The 15,066-nt window shown below is 65.3% G+C and carries 15 protein-coding genes; 6 read left to right on the forward strand and 9 right to left on the reverse strand.

Going from position 1 to position 15,066, the window contains the following annotated elements; genetic code table 11:
• Positions 1–107 precede the first annotated feature (107 nt).
• From SR882_RS03180 to wrbA, 4 genes are all read right to left on the reverse strand, one after another.
• On the reverse strand, positions 108–590 hold the full coding sequence (locus SR882_RS03180; protein WP_322521906.1) for an FKBP-type peptidyl-prolyl cis-trans isomerase: 483 nt from the start codon (positions 588–590) through the stop codon (positions 108–110).
• Between the two features lie 102 nt (positions 591–692).
• Positions 693–1,514, reverse strand: a complete 822-nt coding sequence (gene galU / locus SR882_RS03185; RefSeq protein WP_322521907.1) for a UTP--glucose-1-phosphate uridylyltransferase GalU — start codon at positions 1,512–1,514, stop codon at positions 693–695.
• Between the two features lie 2 nt (positions 1,515–1,516).
• Positions 1,517–1,984, reverse strand: a complete 468-nt coding sequence (locus SR882_RS03190) for a DUF2069 domain-containing protein (protein WP_322521908.1) — start codon at positions 1,982–1,984, stop codon at positions 1,517–1,519.
• The gene (gene wrbA / locus SR882_RS03195; protein WP_322521909.1) at positions 1,984–2,544 is read right to left on the reverse strand and encodes an NAD(P)H:quinone oxidoreductase; all 561 of its coding nucleotides are present in this window, start codon (positions 2,542–2,544) and stop codon (positions 1,984–1,986) included. The genes SR882_RS03190 and wrbA overlap by 1 nt, the downstream gene beginning before the upstream one ends.
• 209 nt (positions 2,545–2,753) lie before the next feature.
• On the opposite strand from wrbA, the gene SR882_RS03200 reads away from it, so the two are divergent.
• From SR882_RS03200 to SR882_RS03210, 3 genes are read left to right on the forward strand one after another with little or no spacing between them, the layout of a single operon-like run.
• Positions 2,754–3,356, forward strand: coding sequence for a thioredoxin family protein (locus SR882_RS03200; RefSeq protein WP_322521910.1), 603 nt, complete (start codon positions 2,754–2,756; stop codon positions 3,354–3,356).
• A gap of 51 nt (positions 3,357–3,407) precedes the next feature.
• The gene (locus SR882_RS03205) at positions 3,408–4,841 is read left to right on the forward strand and encodes a TolC family protein (RefSeq protein ID WP_322521911.1); all 1,434 of its coding nucleotides are present in this window, start codon (positions 3,408–3,410) and stop codon (positions 4,839–4,841) included.
• On the forward strand, positions 4,838–5,626 hold the full coding sequence (locus tag SR882_RS03210; protein ID WP_322521912.1) for an efflux RND transporter periplasmic adaptor subunit: 789 nt from the start codon (positions 4,838–4,840) through the stop codon (positions 5,624–5,626). The genes SR882_RS03205 and SR882_RS03210 overlap by 4 nt, the downstream gene beginning before the upstream one ends.
• A gap of 85 nt (positions 5,627–5,711) precedes the next feature.
• Here SR882_RS03210 and SR882_RS03215 read toward each other — a convergent pair whose 3' ends face one another.
• Together SR882_RS03215 and SR882_RS03220 are read right to left on the reverse strand one after the other, a co-directional pair.
• Positions 5,712–7,418, reverse strand: a complete 1,707-nt coding sequence (locus SR882_RS03215; protein WP_322521913.1) for a proline--tRNA ligase — start codon at positions 7,416–7,418, stop codon at positions 5,712–5,714.
• Positions 7,419–7,596: 178 nt separating this feature from the next.
• Entirely contained in the window at positions 7,597–8,043 is a 447-nt protein-coding gene (locus SR882_RS03220) for a DUF4124 domain-containing protein (protein WP_322521914.1), read from the reverse strand.
• A 322-nt stretch (positions 8,044–8,365) separates the two neighbouring features.
• On the opposite strand from SR882_RS03220, the gene SR882_RS03225 reads away from it, so the two are divergent.
• The gene (locus tag SR882_RS03225) at positions 8,366–9,319 is read left to right on the forward strand and encodes a LysR family transcriptional regulator (RefSeq protein ID WP_322521915.1); all 954 of its coding nucleotides are present in this window, start codon (positions 8,366–8,368) and stop codon (positions 9,317–9,319) included.
• A gap of 547 nt (positions 9,320–9,866) precedes the next feature.
• On the opposite strand, the gene SR882_RS03230 is transcribed toward SR882_RS03225, so the two are convergent.
• The 3 genes from SR882_RS03230 to SR882_RS03240 all read right to left on the reverse strand — a co-directional run bounded on the left by SR882_RS03230 (position 9,867) and on the right by SR882_RS03240 (position 12,634).
• Positions 9,867–10,436 (reverse strand): DUF302 domain-containing protein, encoded by a 570-nt coding sequence (locus SR882_RS03230; RefSeq protein ID WP_322521916.1) that lies wholly within the window; start codon positions 10,434–10,436, stop codon positions 9,867–9,869.
• A gap of 228 nt (positions 10,437–10,664) precedes the next feature.
• Positions 10,665–12,089, reverse strand: coding sequence for a PhoH family protein (locus SR882_RS03235; RefSeq protein WP_322521917.1), 1,425 nt, complete (start codon positions 12,087–12,089; stop codon positions 10,665–10,667).
• 50 nt (positions 12,090–12,139) lie between these two features.
• The gene (locus tag SR882_RS03240) at positions 12,140–12,634 is read right to left on the reverse strand and encodes a peroxiredoxin (protein ID WP_322521918.1); all 495 of its coding nucleotides are present in this window, start codon (positions 12,632–12,634) and stop codon (positions 12,140–12,142) included.
• A gap of 272 nt (positions 12,635–12,906) precedes the next feature.
• Between SR882_RS03240 and dapA the strand changes: the two genes are divergently transcribed.
• Complete coding sequence (gene dapA / locus SR882_RS03245) at positions 12,907–13,803, forward strand: 4-hydroxy-tetrahydrodipicolinate synthase (protein ID WP_322521919.1); 897 nt, start codon at positions 12,907–12,909, stop codon at positions 13,801–13,803.
• Positions 13,804–13,858: 55 nt separating this feature from the next.
• Positions 13,859–14,974, forward strand: coding sequence for an outer membrane protein assembly factor BamC (bamC, locus tag SR882_RS03250; protein ID WP_322521920.1), 1,116 nt, complete (start codon positions 13,859–13,861; stop codon positions 14,972–14,974).
• The last annotated feature ends 92 nt before the right edge of the window (positions 14,975–15,066 follow it).

The following is a 15,066-nucleotide window of genomic DNA, read 5'->3' on the forward strand; positions in this document are numbered from 1 at the left end:
TCCCTCGCTAGGTCCACAAACCGGGGCAAATAAAAAAGGCAGCGTGTTGAGACACGCTGCCTTTTTCTTGGCCGGGCGGAACCCGGCTCGCGCCGATCGGCGTTCGATCAGTGCTCGTGGCCGTCCGGGCCGTGGACGTGACCATGCTCGATCTCCTCTTCGGAGGCCGGACGCACGTCCTTGACCTCGACGTCGAAGTGCAGGGTCTCGCCGGCGAGCTCGTGGTTGCCGTCGAGGGTGATCTCGTCGCCGTTGACGTCCTTGATGGTCACGACCGTCACACCGCCTTCGGTCTGCGCCTGGAAGCGCATGCCCGGCTCGATCTCATCGACGCCCTGGAACATGGAGCGCGGCACGGTCTGGATCATTTCCTCGTTGCGCTCGCCATAGGCATCGGCCGGCTCGATCGAGACGGACAGGGTGTCACCGACCGACTTCTCGTCCAGCGCCTTCTCCAGGCCCGGGATGATGTTCTGGTGGCCGTGCAGGTAGGCCAGCGGGCCGGTCTGCTCGGAGCTGTCCATGACTTCTCCGGCATCGTTTTTCAGGGTGTAGTCGATGGAAACGACGTGGTCGTTTTGAACTTGCATTGATTTGCCTCGCGTGGACGGCTGTGAATGTCGGGGATACCTTCGATTCCTTCTGCGACGTCAGGATCGACGAGAGGTTCCCCGTACGCGCGGGGAAAGGCCCTAGCGCGTGCTGAGGTGATAGAAGTGGTTGGTGGCGGCGACGAAGCCCGACGGGCTGCCGCAGTCGAAACGCCGTCCCTTGAACCGGTACGCGATCACCTTGCCTTGTTCGGCCTGCTCGCGCAAGGCGTCGGTGATCTGTATCTCGCCGCCGGTGCCCGGCGGGGTGTGTCGGAGGATGTCGAAGATATCCGGGGTCAGGATGTAGCGACCGATGATGGCCAGGTTGCCCGGCGCGTCTTCGGCACTGGGCTTTTCCACCATGTCGGTGACGCGGATGACGTCGTCATCGATGGGGGTGCCGCCGATGATGCCGTACTTGTGGATGTCGTGTTCGGGCACCTCCTCGACGGCGATCACCGAGCACTGGTGACGCTCGTAGATAGTGGCCATCTGCGCCATGATCCCGACCGGCGAGCCGACACACAGGTCGTCGGCCAGGACCACGCCGAATGGCTCGTGGCCGATCAGGCGCTCGCCGGTCAGGATGGCGTGCCCCAGACCGAGCATTTCCAGTTGCCGGGTGTAGGAGAAGGTGCAGTGCTCGATCAGACGATCGATCGAGGCAAGCAGGGATTCCTTCTTGGTGCCGCGGATCTGATGCTCGAGTTCGTAGTTGACGTCGAAGTGATCCTCCAGCGCCCGCTTGCCGCGACCGGTGACCATGGCCATCTGGGTCATGCCGGCCTCGAAGGCCTCCTCAACACCGTACTGGATCAGCGGGCGATCGAGGATCGGCAGCATCTCCTTGGGCATGACCTTGGTGGCGGGCAGGAACCGGGTGCCGTACCCGGCGGCGGGAAACAGACACTTGTCGATCATTGTCAGTCCTCTGGTTTGGGGCTTGCTTGTTCGGGGTCGGGGTCGGGGTCGGGGTCCCGGGCCATATCCCGGGCCATGCCCTGGGCCGCATTGTTGCGGGCCTTGAGAAACCGCCGGCGCTTGATGCTGTGCCACCAGGCGGCCAGAAAGGCGAGCGTCGAAGCGGCGGCGATCAGCACGTGCCAGCCGCGATCGGCGGCAACCGCCCAGGCATCGGTGGCCGAGATCAGAAGGTAGAACAGGGCGACCAGCGCCGCCCAGATCATGGTCTTGTAATGCCCGCGCCACAGGCCGGGCAACACGACGATCGCCGGCAGCAGCATCAGGATGGTGGTCAGTCCCGTCGGACGGATCTCGGCCTGACCGGCGAACCACAGGCCGATGTATCCCGCGACCACGCCGAGCAGCCCGAGCAGCATTACGTGCAGAGGCCAGATGGGCAAGCCTTCGCTGGTGTGGCCGGCGAGCATCAGTTTAGCTGCCCGGCAATCGTGGCGACTCGGGCGCCGAGTGCGCGGGTAAGTTCGCGCTCGTCGCGGCTGAGTCGAGGATGGTCGTTGGCGGTGTGGCTGGCACCGTAAGGGGTGCCGCCGGTCTGGGTATGTGCAAGTTCCGGCTGCTGGTAGGGGATGCCGGTAATCAGCATGCCGTGATGGATCAGCGGCACGATCATCGACAGCAGGGTGGTTTCCTGGCCGCCGTGCATCGAGCCCGTCGAGGTGAACACGCCGGCTGGCCGCCCGGTCAGCTCACCGCGGAACCATAACCCGCTGGTGTCCTCGAGGAAACGCTTGACCGCCGAGGCCATGCCGCCGAAATAGGTCGGGCTCCCCAAAAGCAGGCCGCGGCACTCGCGCAGATCGTCGATGCTGACCTCGGGGTCGCCATCGGCAGGCTGCTGGCCGTCCGGGCAGGGGATGCGTCGCAGACGGGCCTGGGCGCCGTCGACCTGTTCGACACCTCGCGCGGCCTGGCGGGCGAGCGATTCGGTGTTGCCGGTACGGCTGTAGTAGAGGATCAGGATATCCACGCGGTTTCCAAACGGGGTGGTCGCACCGAGGTGGCGGGCGTTGTCGCCGTGTCAGTTTAGCAATAACCTCGGCCAGGAGGGGCGACGGAGGGTGCTCGGCGGATCGAGCCGGGTGTATTGACAAAACCGCGTTTCGGTTTGATTGTTAGGCCACTATCTGTCTTGCTGCATGTGCGTGCAGGACAGGGTGACATCGAGAGGATAACGCGATGACTGCAAGCCACATAACGAGCCTTACACCGGCGCAATGGGACGATCAACCGGCGAGGCTCGCGGGTTCGATCAGCGGCCGACTGGTTGCCCTCGCCACTACGCTGACTCTGGCCGTCGCCCTGGCGTTTGCGCCGGCCAGCCAGGCGCAGGAGCTCGAGGGCTTCTGGGACGATCCGTTCAAGGACCTGCAAGCCGACGTCGAGGCCGCCCGAGAGGAGGGCAAGGCCGGGGTGTTCGCCTTCTTTCAAATGGACGAGTGTCCCTTCTGCCATCGGATGAAGACCCAGGTGTTCACCGATCCGGCGGTACAGGGGTACATCAAGGAGCACTTCGTCACGGTCAGCATCGACATCGAGGGTGACGTGATGATGACCGCTCCCGATGGCGAGCAGATGAAAGAAAAGGATTTCGCCTTCAAGAAATACCGCGTGCGCGCCACGCCGGTAATGATCTTCTTCGACACCGAAGGCGAGCCGGCCTTGCGCTATACCGGACCGACCCAGTCGCCCGAGGAATTCCGGCAGTTGATGGCGTTTTTCGCTTCCGGCGCCTACAAGGAGCCGGGCATGAACTTCTTCAAGTACAAGAAGCAGCAGTGACCGCTTGCGTCGTCCAGGGCGGCGTAACGATTCGGCAGGGAGGCAGCGAGCATGGTGAAGCGGCGACTTTTCGGCACGGGCCGACCGGCTGAGTGGGCGTTGGTGGCCTGCCTGTTCGTCGGGGCGCCGCTCTCGACGGCGGCGGCCGCGGATAGCCTGCCGCCACCGCCGTCGGTTGGCGACGAAGGGCGGATCCATTCCGAGCCGCTGCCGGACGCCCTCACCTTCGAGCAGATCCTGGCCCTGCCGCTGGACAACCAGTACGGCGTGGTGGCGGCAAGGGCGCGCTACGAGCGCCGGCGGGCCGAACAGCAGATGATCCGCTCGTCGAATCGACCGCAGGTTACCGTTGATGGACGGTTGCGTTACGTCGAACCGGGCGATCTCGCGGTCGAGAACGATCAGCACGACGATCACCGCGCCGGCCTATCCCTGCGGCAGAAACTGTTCGATTTCGGTCGGCAGCAGGATCGCGAGGATGCCGCCGAGGCCCGTCTGGTCGGCGAACGGCTGTCGCTGATGGATGAGAATAAACGTCAGCGGCTGGCACTGTTGCGGGCCTACTTCGATGTCCTGCTCGCCGATCAGCGCTACCAGGCGCTCAACGAGCGCATGGCGATCCTGTTCATTCGTTACGACCGCGCCCGCGATCGGCGTGAACTGGGTCAGACCTCCGACTACGATATCGCCGTGTTCGAGCGCGATTACCAGGCGGTGATGCTGCAGCGTGCCCGGGCGGATGCCGATCGACGCCTGACCCGCCGCCACCTGGCCGAGATCGCCGGCCGTCCCGGACAGTTGCCGCGCGAGCTCGAGGCCCCCGGCCTGGAGCCGCTGTTCGAACGAGAGGTGCCGGCGGTGGGTGACCTGATCGAGACGGCACTCGACGAGGATCTCGCCCTCAACGCCCTGCGCCGCCTGCACGACGGCAGCAAGTCCGACCTGGCCGCGGCGCGCTCGGGCAACCTGCCCAGCGTCCACGGCGAGATCAACGCCGATTACTACACCCGCGAAGGGGCCACCCGCGATCCGTTCCGTGCCGGCGTCTACCTGGAGTTCCCGCTCTTCCGGGGTGGCGCGCGCAACGCCGAGATCGCCGCGGCACAGGCCGAGCGCATGGACGTGGTCGCCCGCATGGCCGAGCGCGAGGCCGACATCCGCCGCTACGCCACCGAACTGGTGGAGATGATCCGGGTGAATCAGTCGATCGGGCAGCAGCGCATCGATGCACTGGATAACTACGCCGAGCTCAACTTCATGCGCAACCAGACCCTCTACCAGATGGAAAAGGCGGCCGACTTGGGCGATGCCATGGCGGAGATGTCGATGGCAAAGCTCGAGCGCATGCAGACCACCTACGCCTTGGCCATGCGCTGGGCCGAACTGGCCCTGTTGACCGACCAGTCGCTGGAGGCGGTGCTGTTGGGCGAGGCCGGCAAGGCGCTCGAGGACGGCGACCAGAACACCACGGAGGAAACCTCATGAAACGAATCCAATCGAGCTGGGCGCGTCGCCTGATCGGGCCGGTCGCCCTGCTGGGCGCCGGGCTTGCCGCACCGGCCTGGGCCGTCGAGATCGAGGGGCAGCTTGGATTTGCCGACCGCGTGGCCCTGTCGACGCCGGTTGCCGGGGTGGTGGAGTCGGTGCCGGTGCGGGCCGGGGAACGGGTCGAGGCAGGCGCGCTGCTGTTGGCGCTGGATTCGACGCCGTTCGATCAACGCCACCGTATGGCGGCCGCGCAGATCGAGGGATTGAGCCTGGCGGCCGACGAGGCCGCGCTGGATGCCGAGCGTGTCCAGGCATTGTATGACCGCACAGTCGGTTCGGATTCCGAGCGTGCCCTGGCGGTAATTGCACGCGAGCAGGCCCAGGGCGAGCGCGACCGTGTCAGGGCGCAGGCGGCCCTGCGGGCCTGGGAGCGTGACCAGGCCCGGCTGGAGGCGCCGTTCGCCGCGCGGATCCTGTCGGTCGATGCCGCGGTGGGTGAGGTGGTCTCGCCGCAATTGACGCCCCCGACCCTGATCGAGATCGCGCGGGCCGATCAGTTGCTGGCCACGTCGCGGATAAGTGCCGACCAGCTGGGTTCGCTGGCGTTGGGCGACGAGGTCACGGTAGCCCGGGGCGATGACCGTCGGACGGGAATGGTCGATGCCATTCGCGCGTTTAGCGATGGCAACGGGCCGGTGCAGTACGAGCTGGCGGTGCGAGTGGAGCGGGGTGACGGCTGGCGTGCCGGTCAATCGGTCGTGCTGGAACTGCCTGACGACTGAACCCGGAGGCTCGTTGGAGGGTAACGAAACGGGGCGGGATGAATATCATCCCGCCCCGTCTCGTTTTCTGCCGGCGTGGGCCCGCTCAGGCCAGCTGGGCATCCAGCCAGTCGAACAGCCCGTCCGCGGCGATGTCCTCGCTGGCCTCGGCATCGCGGCGGCGCACCTCGATCTGGCCGGCGGCGAGTCCGCGCGGGCTGACCACGACGCGCAGCGGGATGCCGATCAATTCCCAGTCGGCGAAGGCCGCGCCCGGACGCATGCCGCGGTCGTCGAGGATGACCTCGATGCCGCGTGCCCGCAGGTCGGCGTAGATCGCCTCGGCCTTTTCCATGACCGTCTCGTCCTTGTTCGCGCCGATCGGCACGATCGCGATGGTGAACGGCGCAATCGGCTGCGGCCAGCGGATGCCGCGGTCATCGAAGTTCTGCTCGATCGCCGCGGCGACGATGCGCGAGACGCCGATGCCGTAGCAGCCCATCAGCGGCGTGATCGGCTTGCCGTCCTCGCCGAGCACCTCGCAGTTCATCGCCCGGCTGTACTTGTCGCCCAACTGGAAGACGTGACCCACCTCGATGCCGCGGCAGATGTCGAGCTTGCCCTGACCGCCCGGCGCCCGGTCGCCGGCGACCGCATCGCGCAGGTCGGCGGTTGCCGGCTCGGGTAGGTCGCGGCCCCAGTTCACACCGGTCAGGTGGTGGCCGTTCTTGTTGGCCCCGCAGGCGAAGTCGACCAGTGCGGCGGCAGCAAAGTCGACGATCACCGGGGTGTCCAGGCCCACCGGGCCGATCGACCCCACCGAGGCGCCGGTCAGTTTGGGTGCCTCGGCCTCGTCGATGAAGGTCAGCGGTTCGGCAACGGCCTCGTGCTTGATCGCCTTGATCTCGTTCAACGAATGATCGCCGCGCAGCACCAGCGCGACAGCGGGCGCCTCGCTGCCAACGACGAGCAGCGTCTTGACGGTGCGTGAGGCCGGCAGCTCGAGGGCGGCCGTCACGTCCTCGATGGTCCGCGCGTTCGGCGTGGCGACCTCGGTCATCGCCTCCGTGGGCGCGGCACGCGGGCCGTCGACCGGGAAGGTGGGTGCCATCTCGACGTTCGCGGCGTAGTCGCCGTCGACGGCATAGGCGATGGCATCCTCGCCGGAGTCGGCCAGCACATGAAACTCGTGCGAGGCATTGCCGCCGATCGAACCGGTGTCGGCGACCACTGCGCGCCAGGCGAGCCCCATGCGCTCGAGGATGCGGCTGTAGGCGGTGTACATCAGCTGGTAGGTCTGCTCCAGCGACTCGGCATCGGCGTGGAAGGAGTAGGCGTCCTTCATGACGAACTCGCGGGCGCGCATGACGCCGAAGCGGGGCCGGATCTCGTCGCGGAACTTGGTCTGGATCTGGTAGAAGTTGACCGGCAGCTGGCGGTAGCTCTTGAGCTCACGTCGGGCGTAATCGGTGATCACTTCCTCGTGGGTGGGGCCGAAGCAGAAGTCACGGCCGTGGCGGTCGGTCAGTCGAAGCAGCTCGGGGCCGTACTGCTGCCAGCGACCCGATTCCTCCCACAGCTCGGCCGGCTGGACGGCCGGCATCAGCAGTTCGAGTGCGCCGGCGGCGTCCATTTCCTCGCGCACGATCGCCTCGACGCGTCGCAGCACCTTCAGCCCGAGCGGCGACCAGGTGTAGAGCCCCGAGGCCAGCTTCTTGAGCATGCCGGCGCGCAGCATCAGCTGGTGGCTGACGATCTCCGCCTCGGCCGGGGTTTCCTTCATGGTGTTGATGGCGAATTGGCTGGCGCGCATGAGGGTCTCGTTCGTGTTGGAAAGCGGGATGCCGGCGTGTCACCGGGGTGTGGCAGGCCGAGATTGTACCGAGCCGGGCGAGGGGGCGTCGAGGGAATCCATGCCGGTGCCGAGTTTCCCGAGTGAAAACGAGAACGGCCGCCCGCGGCGGCCGTTACCTGCAACGTTCGGGGGGAGGTTATTCCTCGGCGGCGCTGCAGGCCTCGTCGATGATCGCATCGAGCCGTTCGAGTCGCTCGGTGCGCTGTGCTTCGCTCATCGGCTGATACTTACCGGCTTCGTCCTGAACCATCAGCTGGTTGCCGCTGTTGGCTACCGCCTCGCGCTGTTCCCGTGCCTGGCGGCAGGCCTCGCGCGCCTTTTCCCGATCGACCACCTTGACCTCGGTGGCGGGATCGCTGGCGCGATCGCCGTCGACTGCCGGTGTCTCTTGGTCGTTCTCCTCGTTCGTCGATGCGCTGGGTGCGGGGTCCGAGCTGCCGGCCTCGACGGTCTCGGAGGGGCGGTCCTTGGGCGGGGTCTGCGAGAACTGGACGTTGCCGCGGTCATCGACGGACTTGTAGATGGTGGCCGCCTCGGCCGGGCTCATCGTGAACGCCAGCACGAGGGCGGCGGCCAATGCCACGGCGATTGCATGTGGTCCGGCTACGCGGTGACCGGCCCTCGTGGCGCGCGGGGTGAGGGAAGTGGGATGTGCTGCGATTCCTTGCATGATGTCGGGTCCCGATGTGGTTGGACGATCCAGTAACGAGTTGGCTCCTGATGGAAAAGGAACGTCGTTCGTCGGAGCATAAACCGCCTGACCCGCCCTGAAAAGCCTTGGGCGAGGCGTTCGCGCGGTGATCGCACGAGGTTTGCTGTTGGTCGCAAAGCACAAGGTGCCTTGATACACTCTCTGCCCAGTTTATCGCGCACCTTTACCGCTCACCGGAACAGAGACTGAACCAATGGCCGATCGTCGCCTCAAGGTTTTCAACACCGTTGCCCGCCTGCTGAGCTTTACCAAGGCAGCCGAGGCGCTGCACATGACGCAGCCGGCGGTGACGTTCCAGGTTCGGCAGCTCGAAGAGCATTTCGATACCCGCCTGTTCGATCGGACGCACAACCGCGTGACGCTTACCGACGTCGGGCACACGGTCTACGAGATCTCCGAGCGGATCTTCGAGCTCTATGACGAGATGGACCGACGGGTCAAGGAGATGACCGGTGAGATCGGCGGCGCGCTCAATATCGGCGCAAGCATGACGGTGGCCGAGAACATGCTGCCCGCCCTGTTGGGCAACTTCCGCCAGGAGCACCCCGATCTGTCCGTGCGCCTGAAGGTGGGTAACACCGAATCCGTGGTCTCGATGGTCGAGCACAACGTGGTCGACCTGGCCCTGGTCGAGGGCAGCGTCACCAACAAGAACCTGCTGGTCGAGACCTGCCGCCGGGACGAACTGGTGGTGATCATGCCGCCCGAGCACGAGCTCGCCGGCTATGGTGATGAAGGCGTGCCGGTTGAGAAGCTGGCGAAGTACCCCTTCATCTGCCGTGAAGAAGGCTCTGGCACCCGCGAGGTGGTTCTTTCCTACATGAACGACCAGGGTCAGTCCGAGGGCTGGGATGTGTGCATGGAATTGGGCAGTCCCGAGGCGATCAAGGGAGCCGTGGAGGCCGGCATGGGCCTGTCGATCATGTCGTCGGCGGGCATCAGCAAGGAGCTCAAGCTGGGCCTGTTGACGGCCGTGCCGCTCAAACCGCGGCTGTACCGTGACTTCTCCTTCGTGCGCCAGCGCCACAAGTTCCGCCTGCCGGCGATGGAGCAGTTGCTGGAGTTCTCGCGTCATTACTGCCGTGACAGCACGCCGATGCACGATCTGGAAGTGATCCAGCACACGGCGAACGGCGAAGAGGCCTGATTCGGCCGGTTCCGCTGAACTGAGCCGAACCGAGAAAACGCCCGGAGGTCGCCTCCGGGCGTTTTTCGTTGTGCGGGACGATGGCGGTTTGTGGCCGTCTCGTTCATCGACTTGATGATCCCATCCCCTTTGCGCGCGTGGTGGCTCGCCGCCGAGTGATTGTCCTCGCACGGGCGGCTCGCCAAGCCCCGCAGGGCGAGCCTCGGGCCGGGCATCTGCGGCGTCGCACGGCCCGCCCGCGGACTTTCCCTTCGGGCCGGCGAATGCTGGCCGGAGCGGCTTCCTGCCGATCCGGTTCCGTCCTGGGAAAGGGAATCTCCCTTCCACCGCGGACGGTCGCCTTGCCTCTGCCCGGCTCACGACGCGCCAAGCGTTATCGGATCCGCGCCGAGTTTCCCAAGCGCGCATGGCGTCGCGTGATCGTGGTGAACGGGCGCGGATGGTTCGGTTGTTGTGACGGCTCGACGGGCACGAAAAAACCCGGCGCGGGCGAACCCGGCCGGGCTGGATGACATCGCCCCCGAAGGGGCGGTCGACCCAACGGGGCTTAGAAGCCGCCGCTGGCAGCCGACTGCATCATCTTCCACATGGTGTCGCGGACGTGCATGGCGTCTTTCTTGAACTCTTCCGGCATTTCCTTGCCGCCGTGAACGAACATGTCCATGTTCAGGCTGTAGAGATGGAAGCGACCCTCGTCGTCCTCGACCACGGCGATGCGGCACGGCAGGTAGGCCGAGAAGTACGGGCTGAAGTCGACGGCCTTGCGGGCGATCTGCGGGCTGCAGTACTGATAGATGTTCATGTACTTCTGCTCTTCGCCGGTCTCCAGCTCGAGCTGCTTGGACAGCGGCATCTCGCCGACATTCATCAGGCCACTGCCGACGGCGGCCGACTCGATGCTCATCTTGATGTCGTCCGGCCCCAGGCCTTCGGCGACCTCCATATGCCAGACCGTGGCCGCGCCCAGGTCGCCGCCGCTTTCGACGAACTTGTCGTACATGTTGCTGTAGACGTCCATCGCCTTCGGATCGAGGTTGTCCTTGACGGACATGAAGCCGCAGCCGGACAGCGTCATGATGGCGGCACCGAGGATCGATACCTTGAGGAAATTGCGCATGGGTGACTCTCCCTGTGTAATTTTTGGTCTTGAGGCCAGGTGGCCTCGACGACCTTGATTATCTGCGCATTAGTACATGCTTACAAACTTGATTAATTTACTCCTGATAAAGGGGCTTAATTTGGCTATCCAGCCCTGTCATGTCGGGCTTTGATGGGATGATTAGCACCCGAAACCATGTAGGAGACGGGCGATTTTCCGTCGATTGGTGGTCGTTTTTTCGGCCCTTTAGAGCACGTCGGCGGCAAATTCGGCCAGGCGCGAGCGTTCGCCGCGGGTCAGCGTTACATGCGCCCCGTGGGGCCAGCCGCGGAAGCGGTCGACCACGAAGGTCAGCCCCGAACTGGTCTCGGTGAGATAGGGGGTGTCGATCTGCGCGATGTTGCCCAGGCAGACCATCTTGGTCCCCGGGCCGGCGCGGGTGATCAGGGTGCGCATCTGCTTGGCGGTGAGGTTCTGCGCCTCGTCGATGATGACGAACTTGTTCTGGAAGGTCCGGCCCCGCATGAAGTTGAGTGACCGGATCTTGATGCGCGATTGCAGCAGGTCGTTGGTCGCGGCACGCTCCCACGAACCACCGCCGCCATCGGTCTTGGCAAGCACCTCGAGGTTGTCCATCAACGCGCCCATCCAGGGCGTCATCTTTTCCTCCTCGGTGCCGGGCAGAAAGCCGATGTCCTCGCCGACCGGGATGGTCACGCGGGTCATCACGATCTCGGTAAACAGCTTCTGCTCCAGCACCTGGGTCAGGGCGGCGGCGAGGGTCAGGAGGGTCTTGCCGGTGCCGGCCTGGCCGAGCAGGCTGACGAAATCCACCTCGGGGTCCATCAGTGCGTTCAGGGCGAAGCTCTGTTCCGGGTTGCGGGCGGTGATACCCCACACCGAGTGTCGTTCCTGCTGGTAATTGGTGACGCTCTCGAGCACGGCGCTGCCGTCGGCCTCGACCTTGCGTACCACGGCGGTAAAGGGTGCCGGGGCCTCGAGTCGCAGGTAGAGGTTCGGGTACCACTCCGCGGTGTCGACGCCATGGATGCGGTAAAAGACGCGCCCCTCCTCCTGCCAGGATTCGAGTGCCTCGCCGTGCGCTTCCCAGAAGTCCGGCCCGAGGGTTTCGTGGCCGGTGTGCAGTAACGAGACGTCATCAAGAACCTGATCGTTGTGGTAGTCCTCGGCCTTCAGTCCAACGGCGGTCGCCTTGATACGGAGGTTGATGTCCTTGGAGACCAGGATCACCTCGCGGTCGGTGATTCGCTCCTGCAAGGCCAGCGTGATGCCGAGGATCTGATTGTCGGCGCGGCTGCCCGGCAGACTCACCGGCAGGTCGTTGCTCTCCTCGCGCGTCTGCAGGAACAGTCGCCCGGTGGGCGTCACCGCATGCTCCGGCTGGCCATGCAGGGTGGTATGGATCGGGAGGCCCTGGTTGATCGTGGTGATGTCCACGTCGGTGAGCATCTCGTCGAGGAAACGACTCACCTGCCTTACGTTGCGGGCGGTCTCCGACTGGCCCTTCTTGCCGGCATCGAGCTCCTCGAGCACGATCATCGGCAGGTAGATATCGTGCTCCATGAAGCGGTAGAGGGCGGTGGGGTCGTGCATCAGCACGTTGGTATCGAGGATGAACAGGCAGCGGTGCTTGCGGGTGGTATTGATCATCGCGTGGGTCTTGCTCCCTGCTGGTGGTTAAAGGCGGGCTGTCGGCCTTCTTAAAGGGCCTTGACCGCCTCGAGTACCGCCTCGACGTGACCCGGCACCTTGACCTTGCGCCAGGCCTGCCGGATCACGCCGTCGGCGTCGATGAGAAACGTGCTGCGCTCGATGCCCTCGAAGCGCTTGCCGAACATGTTCTTCATGCGCAGGACGTTGAAGGCCTGACTGATCGAGCGGTCCGTGTCGGCGATCAACGGGAACTCGATGCCCTGCTTGTCGCAGAACTTGCGATGGCTGGTCGCATCATCGTTCGACACGCCCACGACCTGGGCCCCGGCCGCCTCGAAGGCGGGCAGGGCCGCCTGGAAGTCGCGTGCCTCGGTGGTGCAGCCGGGGGTGTTGTCACGCGGGTAGAAGTAGAGCACCAGCGGGGCGCCGCGCAAATCGGCCAATCCCAGCGTCGCGCCGTCGGTGGTCAGACCAGTGAAATCCGGGGCTGGCTGGCCCGGACGGGGTTCGGGGGAGGGCGTGGCGGTGCTCTGGCTACTCATTGGGCTTGATGGAACTCCTCGGCTGTGACGATGTGATGAAACCGGGTATCCGGCGATTGGCTCCTATGCTCAATATAGCAGTCGTCCGAAGACCCGTGCGGGCTGGGACGACAGGGCATGGGACCGTGGTTGCTCCGGCTTGTCACTGGCGGATAACTGCCGGTACTATGCGAGTTTGGCCCCGCCCTCTCGAGGACCTTCCACAAGGTTGTCAACGGGGCAGGACGGCCGCGATCCACCGATCCGTAGGCGATAGAGACACGCGAGGCGACATGGCGGCGAAAACCATTACCGGCAGCATGGTGGCCCTGGTCACCCCATTGCACGAAGACGGCGCAGTGGATTATGTCGGTCTCAAACGCCTGATCGAATGGCACGTTGCCGCCGGGACTCACGCGATTGTCGCGGTCGGCACCACGGGCGAGTCGGCGACCCTCGACTACGAAGAGCACATCGCCGTGATCCGTGCCACCGTGGACCTGACCGGCGGCCGCGTGCCGGTGATTGCCGGCACCGGCGCGAACTCCACCCGCGAGGCGCTTGCCCTGGCGCGTGGTGCCCGATCCGCTGGTGCCGACGCGCATCTCTCGGTCACCCCCTACTACAACAAGCCCACCCAGGAAGGTCTCAAGCAGCACTTCCGCGCGATCGCCGACGCGGTCGACTTGCCGATGATTCTCTATAACGTCCCCGGCCGCACGGCGGTGGACATGGCGCCGGACACGACCTTGTCCCTGGCCGAGCACCGCAACATCGTCGGCATCAAGGAGGCCACCGGCTCGATCGAGCGCATGCGCGACATCATCCAGCGTGGCCCGGCCGACTTCGCCGTCTACAGTGGCGAGGACAATCTGGGTGCGGCCTGTATGCTCGCAGGGGGGCAGGGCAGCATCTCGGTGACCGCCAACGTCGCGCCGACATTGATGGCGCAGATGGCCGATGCAGCGCTCGCCGGTGACGAGGGGGCGACCGAGTCGCTGGACGCCCGCCTGGCACCGCTGCATCGCGAACTTTTCTGTCAGACCAATCCGATTCCGGTCAAATGGGCCCTGCACCGCATGGGCCTGATCGGACCGACGTTGCGCCTGCCGCTTACCCCGCTGGATGGCTATTGCCATGCGGGTCTCGAGCAGGCGCTCAACGAGGCCGGCTGCCTCGAGTCCGATTGACCCGAACCGTCCTCAGACACCCGACACTCAAACAAGACACTGGAACCGAACAGGCATGCGATACCCCACCCCCTCCCGGATGTTGACCTTCGCCGCACTGGCGGCCACGGGCCTGATCAGCGGTTGCTCCAGCATTCCGTTCATCGGCGGCGACGATGACCGCGATGCCGACCGTGCCGCGCAACTGGAAGTGCCGCCGGCGTTTTCCGCCCCGGCCGCCGGTGGTTCGGTCGCCCTGCCGGAGATCGCCTCGGCCCGTGCCGAGCAGATGTCGCGCAATCAGGACAGCGGTGTGCTCGCGACGGGTACCGACATCCGGGTGGCCGGTGAGCCGGGTAGCCGCTACCTGGTCGTGGGCACCGATCCCGACTCCGTCTGGCCGAAACTGCAGGGCTTTCTGCGCGACGAGGGTTATTCCATCCGTCGGCTGGAGCCGGGCGTCGGCCTGATCGAAACGGACTGGACCGGCGTGGCCAGCAACGACGGGGGAGGCTTCAACATCATGAGCTTCCTCAAGATCGCCCAGGACACGCTGTTCAAGCCGGACTCGATCGAGAAGGTGCGTCTGCGCATCGAGCGGGGCGAGGGCGACAACGAGACGCTGGTGTTCGTGACCGGGCAGAAGCGCGAGTTGACCGGTGACGAGCCGCTGGTGCCGGGCGACGAGAGCACCACCTTCGAGTACAGCAACCCGGTCGACTCGCAGGCCATGACCGCCGAGACCATGTCGCGTCTGGCGGCCTATCTCTCCGGCAGCGACGCCGAGGAGTCCCGCGCCCTGGTCGGGCAGAAGTTCTCGGCCCGTTCCAAGGTGATCACCGGCGAGGAGCCCGAGGATCGCTACATCGAGGTCAGCCAGTCCTTCCCGCGTGCCTGGAACCGCGTTGGCCTGGCGCTGGATCGCCTCGGTTTCGATCCGGTCTCGCGCGATCAGGACGAGGGCGAGATCGAGGTCAAGCACAGCTACCCGCAGGGTCTCTACGAGGGCATCGTGATGCGCGGCGTGACCATCGACAAGGGCGCCGACATGACTCTGCACCTGACCCTCGAGGTCGAGCCGCGGCGTGACGGTGGTACCGACGTGCGTATCGATCGGATCAACGTGGCCGGCGGTACCCTGCCGCAGGATCGCGCCGTGATCCTCTCCAAGATCAACGCCGAACTCGAGTGATCCGGTCGGGCCCGTCGGGGTCCGATCGTGACCTGCGGTAAAAAAAGGCCCCGTCTCGCCGAGACGGGGCCTTTTCTATTTGCTGCGGCGGT

The sequence above is a fragment of the Guyparkeria halophila genome (genome assembly GCF_034479635.1).
Classification (GTDB): Bacteria; Pseudomonadota; Gammaproteobacteria; order Halothiobacillales; family Halothiobacillaceae; genus Guyparkeria; species Guyparkeria halophila.